The organism is Winogradskyella sp. (assembly GCF_013042245.1).
Classification (GTDB): Bacteria; Bacteroidota; Bacteroidia; order Flavobacteriales; family Flavobacteriaceae; genus Winogradskyella.
In genome coordinates this window covers 1-16,378 of record NZ_JABDQL010000033.1, presented here as the reverse complement: position 1 = coordinate 16,378, position 16,378 = coordinate 1, and the positions used below count along the sequence as shown (strand labels likewise).

Annotated in this window: 16 protein-coding genes; 6 read left to right on the top strand and 10 right to left on the bottom strand. The window is 33.1% G+C overall.

Features of this window, described 5'->3' with window-relative positions; translation table 11 throughout:
• Positions 1–253: 253 nt before the first annotated feature.
• Positions 254–1,003, bottom strand: a complete 750-nt coding sequence (locus HKP48_RS03305; RefSeq protein WP_296342798.1) for a bacteriorhodopsin-like — start codon at positions 1,001–1,003, stop codon at positions 254–256.
• 110 nt (positions 1,004–1,113) lie between these two features.
• On the opposite strand from HKP48_RS03305, the gene HKP48_RS03300 reads away from it, so the two are divergent.
• Positions 1,114–1,980 carry a Brp/Blh family beta-carotene 15,15'-dioxygenase gene (locus HKP48_RS03300; RefSeq protein ID WP_296342796.1) on the top strand — a complete coding sequence of 289 codons (867 nt, stop codon included), beginning with the start codon at positions 1,114–1,116 and terminating at the stop codon, positions 1,978–1,980.
• Here HKP48_RS03300 and HKP48_RS03295 read toward each other — a convergent pair.
• The 3 genes from HKP48_RS03295 to HKP48_RS03285 form a co-directional block, all read right to left on the bottom strand.
• Positions 1,977–4,202 (bottom strand): TonB-dependent receptor, encoded by a 2,226-nt coding sequence (locus tag HKP48_RS03295; protein WP_296342794.1) that lies wholly within the window; start codon positions 4,200–4,202, stop codon positions 1,977–1,979. The two genes, HKP48_RS03300 and HKP48_RS03295, sit on opposite strands and share 4 nt — an antisense overlap.
• A gap of 70 nt (positions 4,203–4,272) precedes the next feature.
• Positions 4,273–5,160: a FecR domain-containing protein gene (locus HKP48_RS03290; RefSeq protein WP_296342792.1), complete on the bottom strand. Its 888-nt coding sequence runs from the start codon at positions 5,158–5,160 to the stop codon at positions 4,273–4,275.
• 70 nt (positions 5,161–5,230) lie between these two features.
• Positions 5,231–5,746, bottom strand: coding sequence for a sigma-70 family RNA polymerase sigma factor (locus HKP48_RS03285; RefSeq protein ID WP_296342789.1), 516 nt, complete (start codon positions 5,744–5,746; stop codon positions 5,231–5,233).
• A gap of 99 nt (positions 5,747–5,845) precedes the next feature.
• Here HKP48_RS03285 and HKP48_RS03280 point away from each other — a divergent pair, with 99 nt between their 5' ends.
• From HKP48_RS03280 to HKP48_RS03270, 3 genes are all read left to right on the top strand, one after another.
• Positions 5,846–7,840, top strand: coding sequence for a hypothetical protein (locus tag HKP48_RS03280; RefSeq protein ID WP_296342788.1), 1,995 nt, complete (start codon positions 5,846–5,848; stop codon positions 7,838–7,840).
• A 164-nt stretch (positions 7,841–8,004) separates the two neighbouring features.
• Complete coding sequence (gene ffh / locus HKP48_RS03275; protein WP_296342786.1) at positions 8,005–9,336, top strand: signal recognition particle protein; 1,332 nt, start codon at positions 8,005–8,007, stop codon at positions 9,334–9,336.
• Between the two features lie 46 nt (positions 9,337–9,382).
• Positions 9,383–10,264 (top strand): bifunctional 5,10-methylenetetrahydrofolate dehydrogenase/5,10-methenyltetrahydrofolate cyclohydrolase, encoded by an 882-nt coding sequence (locus HKP48_RS03270; RefSeq protein ID WP_296342784.1) that lies wholly within the window; start codon positions 9,383–9,385, stop codon positions 10,262–10,264.
• A gap of 3 nt (positions 10,265–10,267) precedes the next feature.
• On the opposite strand, the gene HKP48_RS03265 is transcribed toward HKP48_RS03270, so the two are convergent.
• From HKP48_RS03265 to HKP48_RS03240, 6 genes are all read right to left on the bottom strand, one after another.
• Positions 10,268–10,690: a VOC family protein gene (locus tag HKP48_RS03265; RefSeq protein WP_296342782.1), complete on the bottom strand. Its 423-nt coding sequence runs from the start codon at positions 10,688–10,690 to the stop codon at positions 10,268–10,270.
• Positions 10,687–11,454: a 23S rRNA pseudouridine(2604) synthase RluF gene (gene rluF, locus HKP48_RS03260; protein WP_296342780.1), complete on the bottom strand. Its 768-nt coding sequence runs from the start codon at positions 11,452–11,454 to the stop codon at positions 10,687–10,689. Before rluF ends, HKP48_RS03265 begins: the two co-directional genes overlap by 4 nt.
• 185 nt (positions 11,455–11,639) lie before the next feature.
• Positions 11,640–12,467 carry an alpha/beta hydrolase gene (locus tag HKP48_RS03255; RefSeq protein ID WP_296342778.1) on the bottom strand — a complete coding sequence of 276 codons (828 nt, stop codon included), beginning with the start codon at positions 12,465–12,467 and terminating at the stop codon, positions 11,640–11,642.
• A gap of 5 nt (positions 12,468–12,472) precedes the next feature.
• Positions 12,473–12,844, bottom strand: coding sequence for a cupin domain-containing protein (locus tag HKP48_RS03250; RefSeq protein WP_296342776.1), 372 nt, complete (start codon positions 12,842–12,844; stop codon positions 12,473–12,475).
• A gap of 11 nt (positions 12,845–12,855) precedes the next feature.
• Positions 12,856–13,413, bottom strand: a complete 558-nt coding sequence (locus HKP48_RS03245; protein WP_296342774.1) for a hypothetical protein — start codon at positions 13,411–13,413, stop codon at positions 12,856–12,858.
• A 15-nt stretch (positions 13,414–13,428) separates the two neighbouring features.
• Positions 13,429–14,967 (bottom strand): helicase HerA-like domain-containing protein, encoded by a 1,539-nt coding sequence (locus HKP48_RS03240; protein ID WP_296342739.1) that lies wholly within the window; start codon positions 14,965–14,967, stop codon positions 13,429–13,431.
• A 57-nt stretch (positions 14,968–15,024) separates the two neighbouring features.
• Between HKP48_RS03240 and HKP48_RS03235 the strand changes: the two genes are divergently transcribed.
• Entirely contained in the window at positions 15,025–15,471 is a 447-nt protein-coding gene (locus tag HKP48_RS03235) for a Rid family detoxifying hydrolase (protein ID WP_296342736.1), read from the top strand.
• Positions 15,472–15,501: 30 nt separating this feature from the next.
• Complete coding sequence (locus tag HKP48_RS03230) at positions 15,502–16,134, top strand: 7-carboxy-7-deazaguanine synthase QueE (protein ID WP_296342734.1); 633 nt, start codon at positions 15,502–15,504, stop codon at positions 16,132–16,134.
• Positions 16,135–16,378 lie beyond the last annotated feature (244 nt).

The following is a 16,378-nucleotide window of genomic DNA, read 5'->3' as shown; positions in this document are numbered from 1 at the left end:
TATTGAAAAATCAGATATACAGAAAGCGAGTAAGGTGAGATCTACTAAAGGACTGAGTCTACATGTTTATGGACGATTAGCCGCAGCCTTTATAACACTAATATTTAACTCTTGATTCGCATTAATATAAATTATTGTTTTTCCATAAAAGGATTAGTTGTCTGTAAATTTATCTTTTTTATCAAATAAGTATAAAATAAAAGACCACCTAATAGGTGGTCTTTTACCGATTTACTAACTAATAAAATCTAATTTAAGCTTCAGCAGGGGAATTAGATGTAGAAGCAACTGCTGCTCCATATACAACTAAGCCGAAGCCTATTTTATTTACTGCATCACCGATGTTGTAAATAACATCCATATTTAAACCCAAACCGGCAAGTCCATCATACCAACCTTCAGTACCAGCCATGTAGCCTAAAGGATATATTGCCCAGCCTACAAGAACGAACCAACATAATGTTTTATGTGCTTTTAATACTGCGCCACCAGCTGCAACTGCTAATTTTTTAGCTTCACCCATCCATATGTCATATACTATAACAAAGTATGCAATTCCCGAAGCTAATCCCCATAAAGCAGGACCGTTTCCTGTTGTATGTACCGCTTCACCAAAATATCCTGTCACTAGCATAACCACTGATAAGAAAATAAGTCGCCACATTAAAGACTTTTTAGCACCAGCAACTTTAAGGATTAAGTAAAATTCAACACACATTAATGGTACTGTTAGTACCCAATCTACATATCTGAAGAATGTTGGTGATTCTCCGAATGAAGCCCAGTAATCTCTCATATACCAGTAGTGTACAGCAGCAATGAAAGTGATTAAACCAGAAACTAAGATTGAAGTTCTCCATTTTCTATCAAAGCTATTCATTGATAAAAAGAAAAAGGCCGAAGCCGCCATCATAGCCATACATCCAACAAAGAAAGTAAAGCCAACATAATCGTCTGTAGCCATTTTGCTAATGTCAGCGATTGCAAGTAATAAATTGTTCATAATTTTTGTTAATTAGTTATTTTGTTTAAGTAAATTTACAAAAGATTGAACATATAATATTTAAATTTTTGTGAAAATTTTAAAAAAAAAGATAATCTGAAGGACTTATTTTGAGAAATATTCAAAATTTTAATATCGTAACTACCTTTCTATGCCTATGGATAGCAGTATATCTACCTGAAAATTTAGAGCAATATTTGGCGTGTTTTTTTATTCTTTCAGTTGGCTTATTGCACGGTGCAAATGATATTAAAATCATAAAAAAGGTTTATTCTTCTAAAAATTTGAGTTTTTATAAGACGCTTCTATTATATGTTTTTGTAGTGTTATTAGGTACACTAATGTTCTATTTTGTGCCATCGCTAACTCTTTTGTCATTTGTATTGATAAGTGGTTATCATTTTGGAGAGCAACACTTTCATAATATCAAATCTGATATAGTATTTATAAAACAAGTCCTTTTTATTAGCTACGGTTGTTCTGTAATCTTTCTCATGTTACATGCAAACAGTGAAGAAAGTATTACTATTATTTCTCAGATTACTTCCTTAAATATTGGCTCTAATTTGTTTCTGTATGGATTAATAGTAAGTTGTACTCTTTTCATGATTTGTTTTACTTATCTATATAATTACATAAAATCTCCTGTTAGAGAGCTATTCAACTTTACTGTCTTTTTTATTGTTTTTAAAACAGCAACTTTAATATGGGCATTTGCTATTTATTTTGTGATATGGCATTCTTTACCTTCGCTTTTGGACCAAATAAAATTTTTGTCAAAAGAAGTTAATAAAGTATCTATCTTAAGTTATGTAAAGTCTTCCTTTTTGTATTGGCTAGTATCGGTTGTAGGTCTTTTTCTGTTTTTTAATTTTTTGATAAAAGAATCTGATTTATTCTATGCAGTGTTTTTCTCATTTTTAGCATCAATAACATTTCCGCATGTTATTGTGATGACTAAAATTTTTAAGCATTAAAACTTCAGTCTGAAACTAAAATTAGGAGTTAATTTTAAAGCGAATTCATCATTCTGAATAATATTGCTATTAGAATCGAGTGTAAAAAATCTATCGATATTATTTTCGTTGTTGAGTAGATTCCATATTGAAGCACCAACTTCTGCATGAACATTATCCGCAACTTGAAACTCGTATCGCGCTGAAACATCAGTGCGTATATAACTTGATACACGTTCAGTATTAGGATTGTTAAACGTTATCTCTTTTAAGCCTTGCAGATTTCCTAACGGTAATGTGTAAGGTCTACCAGAGCGCCAATTAATACCCGCTGATAATTTTAAATTATTAATTATATAGGTTGAAGAAAAACTAACAATATGCCTTATGTCAAGATTATTAGGAAAAGGGTTATTGTTATTTAAAAATTCAAAGTCATAATCGTTTTTACTATAAGAATAACTTAGCCAAGTGCTAAAGTTTTTTAGTTGTTTATTGATTAGTAAATCTACGCCACTAACATTGTAGTCTCCAACAGTTATAGCGCGTTGAAATTGATTCTGAAAACCTTGAGACCGTGTACTGATGCCCGAGACTTTTTTTGTATAGCCTTCTGCACTTATTAACCATCCTTTATTCTTGTAGTTTAAGCCCACGGAAAACTGATTACTTTTTAAAATAGGAATGTCATTCGAGTTTGCTAGTTGCCACCGTCTTTTTTCAATGCCAAAAAAATCTTGTTGTAAATCTATAATTTGTGTAATGGACTGGTTTTTGGCTTCACCCAAAATTTCTAAACCAAAATGGCGTAAAAACTTTTGAGAAAAAGCAAGACGTGGTTCAAAAATAAATTCATTGAACTTATCAATATAATTACCTCTTAGTCCAATACGTAGATATGTTTTTTTTGATTTTGTAGTGAATTCTCCCTCACTGTAAATACCGTGTGTTTTGATGACTTCTTTTTCAAAACGTCTAAAACGAGGATTATTTATATCTTCTAAGTTTGTGACGCCAACTTCATTAAACTGGTAACCAAAATTAATCTTTAGATTTTGGTCTATATTTTTTAAAAAATCAACTCGAGCTCCAATATCTAAAACCTCATTTTCTTGAAGAAGTTGTAAGGAAGAGGATGGCACTAAATTGCTGCCAAATAATCGGTAGTTAGAGACATAAAGCTGCGTATTCATATTTAGCGACTCAGACCATTTTTGATAATAACTAATATTGCCTGCATAACTTTTTTGACTCAATCTACTTTCTGATGCGGTTTGATTTGTATTTAAGGGATTTAAGTCGTAATCCAATCTGTTATAAATAACAAGGGCGTTTGCACTAATCTTTGAGTTTTTATTAATGTCATACAAAAACTTCGCACTAGCATCATAAAAAAAGAACTGCTCATTTTGTTGCAGTTGAGTTTCTGCACTTTGATTATTTCCTAGTTCGGAGTTATTAAAAATACGTTCAAAATAAGCATCGTATGTAGGTGTTAAAAGCGCATCTGTAAATGAACGTCTCGCTGAAATTTGTAACTCTGTTTTTTTTGAAAACTGAAATTTTGAAAACCCATCGATACTTAATAAGTTAAAGCCTACGCCAGATTTAGAATTTTGACTTATTTCATTTGAATTTTCTATACTAATAAGACTCGATACTCCAGAGCCGTATTTAGCTTTTGTACCATTTACAGCAACATCTACCTTTTCTGTTACGTAAGGATTAAATGCAGAAATAAGACCGAAAAAGTGACCTGTTTGAAACATTCTTATACCTTCGTAAAGGATAAGGTTTTGGTCGTTTGTGCCACCTCTAACGTTGATGTTAGAAATACGCTCATATATACTGGTTATACCTGGTAAGGTTTGTATGGTTTGTAAAACATCTGGTTCACTTAAGCCAGGAAGAATTCCAAATTCTTGAGGTGAAATTTTTACCGTACCGTCAATAGTTTTACCTAAGCCTTTGGTAAGGTAATTCTGTATATAAACCTCTTCAAGCTCTTGTAAGCTATAATCGTTTGGTTTGTACTTTGATTTCTGTGTTTCAACAGAAATAAAGCGGTCAGTAAGTTTGTTAAATTGGAGTCCCGTTTTTTCTTTTAGGTATTTTAAAGCACCAACTAGTGATAAACTTTCATTAAAGGAAAGACTTATGTTTTTTACAGTTTTATCAGCGTAAGAAAATCTTACGTCATATTTAATTTCAAGTTGTTCTAAAATTTCTGTAAGTGATTTCATGACATTGTTTGTTTGGGCTAAACAATGAAACGATAATCCTATGATAATTATTAGAATAAGTTTTTTTAGGTTATTCACTTTTTAAGACAATAACAGAGTTACTTTTAGTATAAGCTATACCTAAAGGTGAGGTTATTGATTGTAGTGCTAAATCCAAATTTTTGTGAGTAAAAGTTCCTGTAAATAACTCCTCTACATCTATTTTACTAGCATCAATAGTAACATCATAATGACGCTTTAATTCACTAAGAACATGTTTTAAAGACCTATTTTTAAACGAACTTTCACTATGTAGCCAGCTAGGTTTTTGTAGACTTTCAAGTTCATTTTTAATAACGCCGTCAATTATTGCAAAGCGATTGCCTGGTTTTAGTTTTATTGATTCTGAATTGTAAGAAACAGCAACCAAACCTTCGAAACAAGTAACTTCAAAATAATTATCATGTTGTACAACATTAAATTGTGTACCTAAAACACTTACTTTTCCATCGGTTGTTATAACATCGAATTTAGAGCCTTTAGCTACTTTAAAAAAGGCTTCACCATTCAACAAAACTTCACGTTTGTCTGACCATGATTTTTTATTATAAGTAAGTGTAGATTGGGCGTTAAGTGCAACAGTAGAGGCATCGGGTAAGCTCACCGTAGTTTCTTGAGCAATTGATGTTTCTATTTGCGTATCTAGGGTAGAATTGTAATAAAATAGGCTGAAACCAATAATAAGTGCAGCAGCAACTCTAAGTAAAGAACGAATCCAATTCTTAGTTGTCTTTGGTTTTAGGCTAGATTTAATTTCAGCATAAACTTCCTCAGAATCAAAGTTTGGAGATTTAAAATCTTCAACTGATTCAGATAGCCTTATTAAGTCCTTATAATCTTCTAACCCTTCAAAAGCTTTTTGCTCATCAGGATTTAGATTATGGTCTAACCACTTTTTTATGAGTTCTTCTCTATTCATTTTATGTGTTCTATCTATATAACAAGTAAGTTTTAAAATTCCCTACCTTTCCTTAACTTCTAAATCAGAGCTACAGTTCATCAATATTCTCTCTCAATTTTTTTAAAGCGCCATAAATACGTTTTTCAACGGCTTTTACAGAAATGTCCAAAAGTTCTGCTATCTCTTTAAAACGCTTACCTTCTGCTCGATTCATTAAAAAAGCTACACGTTGTGCTTCTGTCAAATTCTCAAGTGCTTTCTGTAGCTTTTCACTGTACTGCTTTTCTTCTAAAATAAACTCTGGGGATTCATTTGTACTATTTTTTCGAGGATTTTTATGATGTTTCAAAACAACTTTTTGATGTGCAACTGCATTAAGCATTAAATTATTCGCTGTTGTAAACAAAAAGCTTTTAGCTTTTTCTGGAGGAACCTTTTTGCAGTTATCCCAAAGCTTTATAAAAGCATCCTGCACTTTATCCTTTGGGTTAAGATGAGACCCAAATTTGTAATACAGAAAGTCATGTAGGTTTTTAGAGTGTTTTCTAAACAGTGCAGAATACAAATGTTCTTGGCAACTATTCTCGTGGATGGCTTTGGGCATATATCTATTTATATTAGGGTAAATTTAAAAAATTAAAACTTAGGGTAGGGAAAAAAGTATTAAGCCTGTTCTATAACAAATAAGTAAAAACCAATTATTATGAAAACCTGTATTAAATCCTGTTTTTTATTGTTTGTAACAATGCTTTTTTTTGCCTCATGTCAAGACGAAGCAGTTGAAATTATTAATCCAGATGACCAAGAAGCCATAGTGGCTAATTCCCTATTGTCTAACCTCATGCTCAGAACATCTGCTAATGCAGTTTCTAATGATAATATCTTAGATAATAGCAGCTGCTTTTCTGTAGAACTCCCTGTAACTGTTATTGTGGGTAATATTACTATTACTATTGAAAATGAAGATGGTTTTGACGAATTAGAAGAGTTACTAGAAAATTTCGAAGATGAAGTTCCTGATTTTGTTTTTCCTATTACAATTATTTCTGCGGATTACACAGAAACAATGATTGAAAATTATGACCAGCTTGAGGCATTATTAGATAATTGTTTAGATGACGACGATGTAATAGAGTGTGTAGATTTTGTATATCCGATATCATTTTCAGTATTAAATACAGAATTTGTAATTATAGATACAATTTCCATAGGAAGTAATGAAGCATTGTACGAATTTTTAGATGACCTTGATGATGATAATAATAACTTAGTAGCACTAAACTTTCCTGTAGATTTAGCATATGCAAGTGGAGAAACAATTACAGTAAATTCTAATACGGAATTATCTGATGCCATTTCTGCTATAGATGATGATTGTGATGATGACGATTGTGAAAATTGTGATGTTAACGAAATTAAATCATCTCTAAAAGAGTGTGTATGGGAAATCGATGATGAGTTTAATGACTTTGACGACTTATATATTGATTTTTATGAGGATCTTAGCCTAAAGATTACAGGTCAAGACTTACAAGAGCCTATCACAGGTAATTGGACGGTTACTCAAGATGATAATGGAACATACGTGGTTTTAAGTGACTTGAGTGGATTAGAAGAAGATCTTGAAGGTGAGTGGTTAATCACAGAATGTGATGATGATGAACTATACATAACACTTAACGGTCTTAATTTAGAACTAGATAAAGATTGCAATGAAGCTGAGTGTAATATTGAAGAGGTAAAAGACTATTTACAAACTTGTATTTGGAATGCAGTAGACGTAGCTGGTAATGAACAATTGGTAGATTATGACTTAGATTTCCAAGAAGAAGGTGTTTTAGTTGTAACAGTTCCTGGAGCTGAGCCAATAATAGGAACTTGGAGTGTTGTTAGTTTAACAGAAGGTATTTTCTTAAATATTGAAGGTGTTAATGGTCCAAATATCCAAGCAGTAAATGGCTACTGGAAACTTTACGAATGTGATGTTGATAGATTGAAATTTACCAATGATAATATGTACATCATTTTAGAACAAGATTGTGATGCTAACAATCCTTTTGAATGTTTTGACGAGCAAATTTCTACATCTTTAGAATCTTGTGATTATTATGGAGATGGTGTTGCCATATTCAATATTTACGAAGCCTTGCCTGATTGTTTTGGTAACAATTCAATATCAGTAGGTTTTTATTTATCATTAGAAGGAGCAGAAAACCAAACAAACCCATTGCCTAATTCAACTTCTTTCGAAAATACAACAAGTCCTCAAACTGTTTATATTAGAATTACGTTATTAGATAATCCAGATGAATTTGAGATATATCCTGTAGACTTAATTACAGAAGATTGTACAACACCTTGTTCTGAAGAAGATGTAAATACATATTTAATGGACTGTATATGGAATATTGTTAGCTTCAATGGAGATGATAATTTAATAGCCTACGATTTTGATTTTAATCCAGACGGGAACTTGTTTATAACTAATACTTCAACTAATATTTCAGAGGAAGCTAACTGGCTAGTATTTCCAAGTGCAACTACTGGACAGTTGATTTTAGGATTTACAAATATTGATGATAATGATTTGAGTGACATATTCGGTAATATGGGCTTAATTAGTTGTGATGTAGATAGATTAGAATTTAAAAAGTTCGGTGAGTCTTCAGTTGTTGTCATGGAGCAAAACTGTAATTAATAAAAGAAAAATATACCGCTTTCACCTTTTTAGTTTACAGTAGAAAAGAGTCGCTTTTATAGCGACTCTTTTTGTTTCTTCCAAGTTAAAATTGTGTGCATAACAGCTTCGATTATCGGTCGTAAATTCTTAAATTTGCAACTTGTTAAATAAGAATAAAGATTATGTTCAATAATTTAAGTGATAAGTTAGATAAAGCGTTACACGTATTAAAAGGTCACGGTAGTATTACAGAAGTAAATGTTGCTGAAACTCTTAAAGAAGTTAGACGAGCGCTTTTAGATGCCGATGTTAACTTTAAGATAGCTAAAGATTTTACCAATCGCGTAAAAGAAAAAGCCCTAGGTCAAAACGTATTGACTACACTTCAGCCAGGACAGTTAATGGTTAAAATCGTTAAAGATGAGTTAACTGAATTAATGGGTGGTGATGCTGAAGGCATAAATCTTTCAGGTAATCCAAGCGTTATTTTAATGTCTGGTTTACAGGGTTCTGGTAAGACAACATTTTCTGGTAAACTAGCTAATTATCTCAAGAATAAAAAAACTAAGAAACCTTTGTTAGTTGCTTGTGACGTGTATCGTCCTGCGGCAATTGACCAACTTCATGTTGTCGGTGACCAAATAGGTGTTGAGGTTTTTAGTGACAGAGAAAATAATGACCCAGTAGCTATCTCTAAAGCAGGTATTGCTTATGCAAAAGCTAACGGACATAATGTGGTTATTATTGATACCGCTGGTCGTTTGGCTGTAGATGAAGCTATGATGACTGAGATATCTAATATTCATAAAGCCATTGAGCCTCAAGAAACGCTTTTTGTTGTGGATTCAATGACAGGTCAAGATGCAGTAAATACCGCAAAAGCCTTTAACGACATCTTAAATTTTGATGGAGTTATCCTTACCAAATTAGATGGTGATACTCGTGGTGGTGCAGCCATTTCTATTAAGTCTGTAGTTAATAAGCCAATTAAATTTATTGGTACCGGTGAGAAGATGGAAGCTATTGATGTTTTCTATCCATCACGTATGGCAGACCGTATTTTGGGGATGGGTGATGTTGTTTCACTTGTTGAACGTGCACAAGAGCAATTCGATGAGCAAGAAGCAAGAAAACTTCAGAAAAAAATTGCGAAAAACCAATTTGGCTTTGATGATTTCTTAAAACAGATTCAGCAAATCAAAAAAATGGGTAACATGAAGGATTTGATTGGTATGATACCAGGCGCTGGAAAAATGATGAAAGATGTAGATATTGATGACGATGCATTTAAAGGAATAGAAGCTATAATCCATTCTATGACACCAGAGGAGCGTTCTACACCATCTTTAATGAATGCAAGCCGTAAAAAAAGAATTGCCAAAGGTTCAGGGACTTCAGTTCAAGAAGTAAATCAACTTTTAAAGCAATTTACACAAATGAGCAAAATGATGAAAATGATGCAAGGCGGCGGAGGAAAGCGTATGATGCAAATGATGAAGAATATGCCACGTTAACCCAAATAATAACTCATAATAACACAACACTATACAACACAAGGACATGACTATATTAGACGGAAGAAAAACCAGCAACGATATTAAAAACGAAATCAAGGCAGAAGTTGATAAAATGAAAGCCAATAATGAGAAAGTACCACACCTTGCTGCAGTTATTGTTGGAAATGATGGAGCAAGTTTAACTTACGTCGGAAGTAAAGTCAGAGCATGTGAGCGTGTTGGTTTTGAGTCTACAATGGTACGTATGTCTAATACTACTAGTGAAATAGAGCTTTTAGATAAAATTGAAGAATTAAACAACGATGATAATATTGATGGTTTCATAATTCAGTTGCCACTACCACCGCAGATTAATACACAAAAGGTGTTAATGGCAGTAAATCCAAATAAGGATGTCGATGGTTTTCATCCGATGAATTTTGGGAAAATGGCATTAGACATGTCTACCTTTATTCCAGCTACACCTTTCGGAATTTTAGAATTATTAGACAGATACGGCGTAGAAACAGATGGTAAGCACACTGTAATAATAGGTCGTTCGCATATTGTTGGTCGCCCAATGAGTATTTTAATGGGACGTAAAGGATTTCCAGGGAACTCTACGGTAACGCTAACACATAGCCACACTAAGAATATTACTCAGATTACATCACAAGCAGATATTATAATTTCTGCACTAGGTATTCCACATTTCCTGAAAGCCGAAATGGTAAAAGATGATGCCGTGATTATTGATGTAGGTATTACGCGTGTGCCAGATGATTCTGAAAAAGGCTACTATATTACTGGTGATGTGGATTTTGAAAACGTAAGTAAAAAAGCAAGTTATATTACACCAGTTCCTGGTGGAGTAGGACCAATGACTATTGCTATGCTATTGAAAAATACTTTATTGGCAAGAGAGCAGCATAGAAAGAGAGACTAATTTTTATTTAGCAAACAACTGACTCATATCCTTAAATGCTTTGAACTCTAAGGCATTACCACTTGGGTCTTTAAAAAACATGGTCGCTTGTTCGCCAACTTTACCTTCAAATCTTATATAAGGTTCAATGATGAATGTAATGCCTTTAGATTTTAAGAGTACAGCAAATTTATGAAAAGTATCCCAAGCTAAAACCACTCCAAAATGAGGTACGGGGACATCTTTACCGTCAACAGAATTTGTAGGCGCATCAACTTGAGGTTGCTCTTTTAAATGAATTACCAACTGATGCCCAAAAAAATTATAATCAACCCAATGGTTACTACTCCGACCTTCTTCTAAACTTAAGGTATTGGTGTAAAAATTTCGACATAGTTCTAAATTATGAACAGGAATAGCAAGATGAAATGGTTGTAAGTTGCTCATGATTTTCTTCTGTTTTTGCGAATGTTTTTTGCTTCAAATGTTTTTTTAGAATCACTAATAAGCTGGCTTAATTCATCAAATTCTGCTTTAGTTAGCTCTCTGTATTTTCCTAGAGGCACATCTAATTCTATATTCATTATTCGGATACGCTTAAGGGTTTGCACATCGTAGTTGAGGTAATCACACATACGACGGATTTGTCGGTTTAGACCCTGGGTCAGAATAATACTAAAGGTAAACTTATCAATACGTTTAACTTTACATTTTTTGGTATGTTGCCCGAGTTCTTCAATATATATACCGCTAGCCATACGCTCTACAAAGGTTTGAGAAATAGGTTTGTCTACAGTGACTATATATTCCTTCTCGTGATTGTTACTAGCACGAAGAATTTTGTTGACAATATCGCCATCATCAGTCAAAAGAATAAGACCTTCGCTTGGCTTATCCAAACGTCCGATTGGGAAAATACGCTTTGGATAGTTTATGTAATCTATGATGTTATCTTTTTCAACACGTGTGTCAGTCGTACAAACAATACCCACAGGTTTATTAAAAGCCAAATATGTAAAAGCCTCTTTACGGCCGCCAACTATTTCGCCATCAACTTTTACAACGTCTCCTTCTGCCACTTTTGTTCCTATTTTGGGTACAATATCATTGATGGTTACGCGACCAGCATCAATCAAGCGGTCACCTTCACGACGTGAGCAATAACCTGCTTCGCTCAAAAATTTATTAAGACGTTTTATAGTATCTGACATGATGCAAAAGTACGATAAAGAATGTGGTAATTATTCCTTAGGATTTTTTAACTCATCTATTTTTAATTTCAATATTTCAATCTCGTTAAGTAGCTTAGAAACGTTTTTGTGAGTTGCGTATATTTGGTACAATACTAGTATTATAACTCCTATAATTATGAAATTTTCCATATTTGTAATTTATATTATTGATTTATAAAGTTGATAATTTTTGGTGTTAAGGACTTGTCTTTTAAACCATGACCAAAACCTTCAGTGGTTATTAATTTTGAATTTTTATAGCGGTTTGCAAATAACAAAGCATCTTCATAAGGAATAATTTTATCCTTCTTGTCATGGACGATTAAACCTTTTGCTTTGAAATCTTTTGTAAAGTTTGCAGCCGAAAAATAATCTACTGATTGTCCAAAACGCTCTTTAACTATTGTGTCAAGACCCTTTGAGATACGTTTATTGTAGCCCATCATTTGTTTATATCTCGAAAACACACCTGTAAAATGAGCTGGAGCTCCTAGAATCACTAGTTTTTCTATACTTGGCAAATCATGATTATACAAACAAAAGACACTAGCCATACCGCCAACAGAATGACCTATAAGAATATTAGGTTGAAACTTCTGTACAACGACATTTATAAATTCAGAATATAAAATGGCATTAAATTGATTACCATTAGAGTTTCCGTGAGCAGGTGCATCTAGAGCAATAATATTATAATCCTGAGTTTTTAAATCTTCTAATAAATATTCCCAACGAGATGCATTACTTTCCCAGCCATGAGCCAAAAGAATAGTCTTATTACGACCAGCCCATCTGTAGGTTTTGATATTTAAATTTTCATAAGTCAAAGTCTCGACAACTGCTGAGTCTATAACCTCTTCTTGTTTAATGATATAGCTGCCTTTTCTTGGTGTTGCAAATAATTTTAAAGCCTTGTTTGATGCATACTTTGAAGAAATATAACTTGAGGCATTTAGTGCATTTCCGATTGATTTTATTATAAAACTACTCATTTTTACTAATCTTCTCTGTGAACAGCATCCATTGAAAAGGCAGGTAAGCAAATAGCTAAATATTCGCACGGCTCAGTAAATGGATTACTATATTGTAGTCTAGTGTTTTTCTCTACTTTAATAGATTGACCAGCTTCAAGAATTATTGTTTCACCGTCGATAATAAATTGTTTTTTTCCTTTTATAATAAATGTATACTCATCAAAATCTGGTGTTTGAAAAGGTTCTGACCAGCCAGCTGGTGCGACCATATGTGCAATGCTAATTTCAGAATTTCCATCTGTAGCATTGCCAAAATGTTCTTTTATAATCTTTCCGTCATCTGTTGGAACAATAAATGGCGAATCTTGAATTTTATATTTTTTTGAATTTGACATTCAGATTAGATTTAAAAATTAATGATAAATGATGAAAATTTTGTACCATTTGGTATTTGTGTTGTATCAACTTTAACTCCAAAATCAAAGGTACTTAGTAATTCGTTTTTATTGATAACGAAAGTTGCATCAATTTCATTTATTATAATTTTAATGGTATTTAGATTGTTTTGTATTTCTGAAATAGTGTAAACAGATTTAATTTCTTGAAATATGCTTAAGTTACAGATGCCCTTTTCAGTTTTATATCTAGAGTCCTTAAGTTGAATAAAGTCTATTATTGAAGTGGAGTCTAAAGCCTCATAAGGAAAAACGCTAAGTAGCGGGTTGCCGTTTTTTTCAAAAATATCAATAGCATTTAATCCGCCGACAAAACTATCGTCTTCTTGATAGTTTACAATTGAATCATTAGCAAAAATCACTTTTAAATCTTTAACTTGTGTTGAGTCATTGATACCTCCAACAAAATCTCGGCCTATCTTAAATTGTACGTTTTTTTCGATTTGTGTTTTTTTACAACCAAAAATTAAAGCAAAAGATATTAAACATAATATGAGATGTTTTGACATTTCTAAAACTTGTAATTAGCGCATCATTTTTGTCAAAATCCCTAAAACACTTCTAATTACAGTAGGACTTGTCAATACTTTTAGTAAAGGGTTTTGCCTAGAAGAACGTCTTCTTGTAGACGTTGATTTTCGTTTAGATTCTGCTTTTTTAAGTTTCGCTTTTTCTTCAGCTGCTTTTGCTTTGGCTTCTTCGGCTTCGGCCTGCTTAATTTTTTTGTTAAGCATTTCGTAAGCGCTTTCGCGGTCAATCTCTTTATTGTATTTTTTAGCCAATTCAGAATCAAATAATAATTTTGTCAATTCTGTTTCGGTTAAAATATCCATTCGACTCATTGGAGCTCTCATCATTGTTGCTGCGAGTGGAGTTGGTTTTCCTTTTTCGTCTAAGGCAGAAACGAGTGCTTCTCCTATTCCTAAAGATGCTAATACTTCGGCAGTATCGTAATAATCAGTATCCGGATAATTCTGTGCGGTCAGTTTAATGGCCTTTCGGTCTTTGGCAGTAAATGCTCTTAACGCGTGTTGTACCTTTAACCCTAATTGACCCAAAACTTCTTCAGGTACATCTGTTGGGTTTTGCGTTACAAAATATAAGCCAACACCTTTACTACGAATTAGTTTTACAATACTTTCAATCTGATTTAAAAGCGCATCCGAAGCTTCATTAAATATTAAATGTGCTTCGTCAATAAACATTATAAGTTCTGGTCGCCCGCTATCACCTTGCTCAGGGAATGTCGAATAAATTTCAGCCAATAAACTCAACATAAATGTTGAAAATAATTTTGGTTTGTCTTGAATATCCGTCAATCTGATAATATTGATGTAGCCAAGACCATTTTCATTAATTCGTAATAAATCCTGAGTATCAAAAGAGGTTTCTCCAAAGAAAAGGTCGCCACCTTGTTGTTCAATTTCTATTAATTTTCTTAGGATTGCTCCAGTTGATGCTGTTGAAATACGTCCGTAAGCTTCTTCAAATTCTTTTTTGCCATCACCGGTAGCATATTGAAGAATTTTTTTGAAGTCATTAATATCTAAGAGCGGTAATTTATTGTCGTCACAATACTTGAAAATTACCGAAATAATTCCAGCCTGTGTTTCAGTAACGTCTAAAATTCTTGAAATTAATACTGGACCAAACTCACTAATTGTGGCGCGTAATCTTACACCATCTTGTTCAGAAAGTGTCATCACCTCAACAGGAAATGCTTTTGCATCAAAAGGTAAGCCTATTTTTTCATGTCGTTCGTCAATTTTTGGGTGTCCAGGACTTGGTTGTGCCAAACCACTTAAGTCACCTTTTATATCCATGAGTAAAACAGGGACACCTTTTTCGGATAAATTTTCGGCTAAAACTTGAAGTGTTTTTGTTTTACCGGTACCAGTGGCTCCGGCAATTAAACCATGACGATTCATTGTTTTAAGCGGTACATTAACAAAAGCATTTGTCATTGTTTCGCCCTCAAGCATTGCTGCGCCGAGTGTTATGAAATCGCCTTTAAATGTATTGCCATCTTTTATATGTTTTACAAAAGTGTCTTTGTTGCCCATTGTCTCAAAATTTGTATAAAAATAATGTAATTTTAGTCAAGTAAAAAAATCAAACTTATGTCAAGAAACCTCTTAGTTTTTCTTATTCTTTTATCTGTTATGTTTCAATCATGTAACACATCCAATTCTGAAATAAAATTTCATAAATCCCACGAGCCAACTCGTGCTAACGTGCCTTTTAGTGATGCAGTTGAAACTGAAGATTTTTTATTTTTAACAGGACAAATAGGAAAAGACCACAAGGCTGGAAAATTAGTTGATGGCGGAATAGAAACCGAGACCAAGCGGGTGATTTTAAATATCGAAGACGTATTAAAACACCATAACCTTAATTTGGATGATGTTGTAAAATGTACTGTAATTTTGAAGGATATTAATGATTTTAAAACATTCAACTCCGTTTATACTCAATATTTTACAAAGAAACCTGCACGAACTACCTTTGCCGCTGCCGGTTTAGCTGGAGGCGCTAGTATAGAAATTGATGTAATTGCAGCCAAATAACTTCAAACTTTTAAAGTATCTTTGCCCGCTATGACCAGAAGAGAAAGACAAGAGTTAATTGATAAAGGTTTGCTTTTACCTTTGATGGAGGAATTTTACACCATTCAAGGCGAAGGTTTCCATAAAGGTACAGCAGCATATTTTGTGCGTATTGGTGGTTGTGATGTGGGTTGTCATTGGTGCGATGTTAAAGAAAGTTGGTTAGCAGAACTGCATCCGCCAACAGAAACAGAAAATATTGTTGAGAATGCCTCAAAATACAGTAATACGATTGTAGTTACTGGAGGTGAGCCTTTGATGTGGGATATGGACCCACTGACTACACAATTAAAAGCTAAAGGTTTGCAAACACATATCGAAACTTCTGGAGCTTACAAGCTTACTGGAGAGTGGGATTGGATTTGTTTATCTCCAAAAAAGAACAAACTTCCGACTGAAGAGGTTTTTGCAAAAGCAAATGAACTTAAATGCATTATATATAATAAGGATGATTTTAGATTTGCTGAAGAGCAAGCAGAAAAAGTCAACAATGATTGCATTCTCTATCTTCAACCTGAGTGGAGCAAACGTGATAAAATGATGCCGCAAATTGTAGATTATGTAATGGCGAATCCTGAATGGAAAGTATCGCTACAAACTCATAAATACCTAAATATTCCTTAAAATAAACTTAATCATTTTTAACCGCTTTAATTTAGTTATTGAACTTGTCGAAGGGCTAACTCATAAGTGTTTAATATTCTATTCAGTAGTGTCCGATAAAAAATTTTAAAAGTGGGTTTTCCAATATAGGATTTCCCACTTTATTTATATCTTCATTTCGACCAAAAAAAGAGATATGAACAAAAGTACAAACTTTAGTGGAACTCCTGTCGTAAAGCAAATTTTAGAACATATTTTACCTGCA

Coding starts and splice junctions, on each gene's coding strand:
- HKP48_RS03305 (WP_296342798.1), bottom strand. CDS start 1,003: ATGAACAATTTATTACTTGCAATCGCTGACATTAGCAAAATGGCTACA.
- HKP48_RS03295 (WP_296342794.1), bottom strand. CDS start 4,202: ATGAAATCACTTACAGAAATTTTAGAACAACTTGAAATTAAATATGAC.
- HKP48_RS03290 (WP_296342792.1), bottom strand. CDS start 5,160: ATGAATAGAGAAGAACTCATAAAAAAGTGGTTAGACCATAATCTAAAT.
- HKP48_RS03285 (WP_296342789.1), bottom strand. CDS start 5,746: ATGCCCAAAGCCATCCACGAGAATAGTTGCCAAGAACATTTGTATTCT.
- HKP48_RS03280 (WP_296342788.1), top strand. CDS start 5,846: ATGAAAACCTGTATTAAATCCTGTTTTTTATTGTTTGTAACAATGCTT.
- ffh (WP_296342786.1), top strand. CDS start 8,005: ATGTTCAATAATTTAAGTGATAAGTTAGATAAAGCGTTACACGTATTA.
- HKP48_RS03270 (WP_296342784.1), top strand. CDS start 9,383: ATGACTATATTAGACGGAAGAAAAACCAGCAACGATATTAAAAACGAA.
- HKP48_RS03265 (WP_296342782.1), bottom strand. CDS start 10,690: ATGAGCAACTTACAACCATTTCATCTTGCTATTCCTGTTCATAATTTA.
- rluF (WP_296342780.1), bottom strand. CDS start 11,454: ATGTCAGATACTATAAAACGTCTTAATAAATTTTTGAGCGAAGCAGGT.
- HKP48_RS03255 (WP_296342778.1), bottom strand. CDS start 12,467: ATGAGTAGTTTTATAATAAAATCAATCGGAAATGCACTAAATGCCTCA.
- HKP48_RS03250 (WP_296342776.1), bottom strand. CDS start 12,844: ATGTCAAATTCAAAAAAATATAAAATTCAAGATTCGCCATTTATTGTT.
- HKP48_RS03245 (WP_296342774.1), bottom strand. CDS start 13,413: ATGTCAAAACATCTCATATTATGTTTAATATCTTTTGCTTTAATTTTT.
- HKP48_RS03240 (WP_296342739.1), bottom strand. CDS start 14,967: ATGGGCAACAAAGACACTTTTGTAAAACATATAAAAGATGGCAATACA.
- HKP48_RS03235 (WP_296342736.1), top strand. CDS start 15,025: ATGTCAAGAAACCTCTTAGTTTTTCTTATTCTTTTATCTGTTATGTTT.
- HKP48_RS03230 (WP_296342734.1), top strand. CDS start 15,502: ATGACCAGAAGAGAAAGACAAGAGTTAATTGATAAAGGTTTGCTTTTA.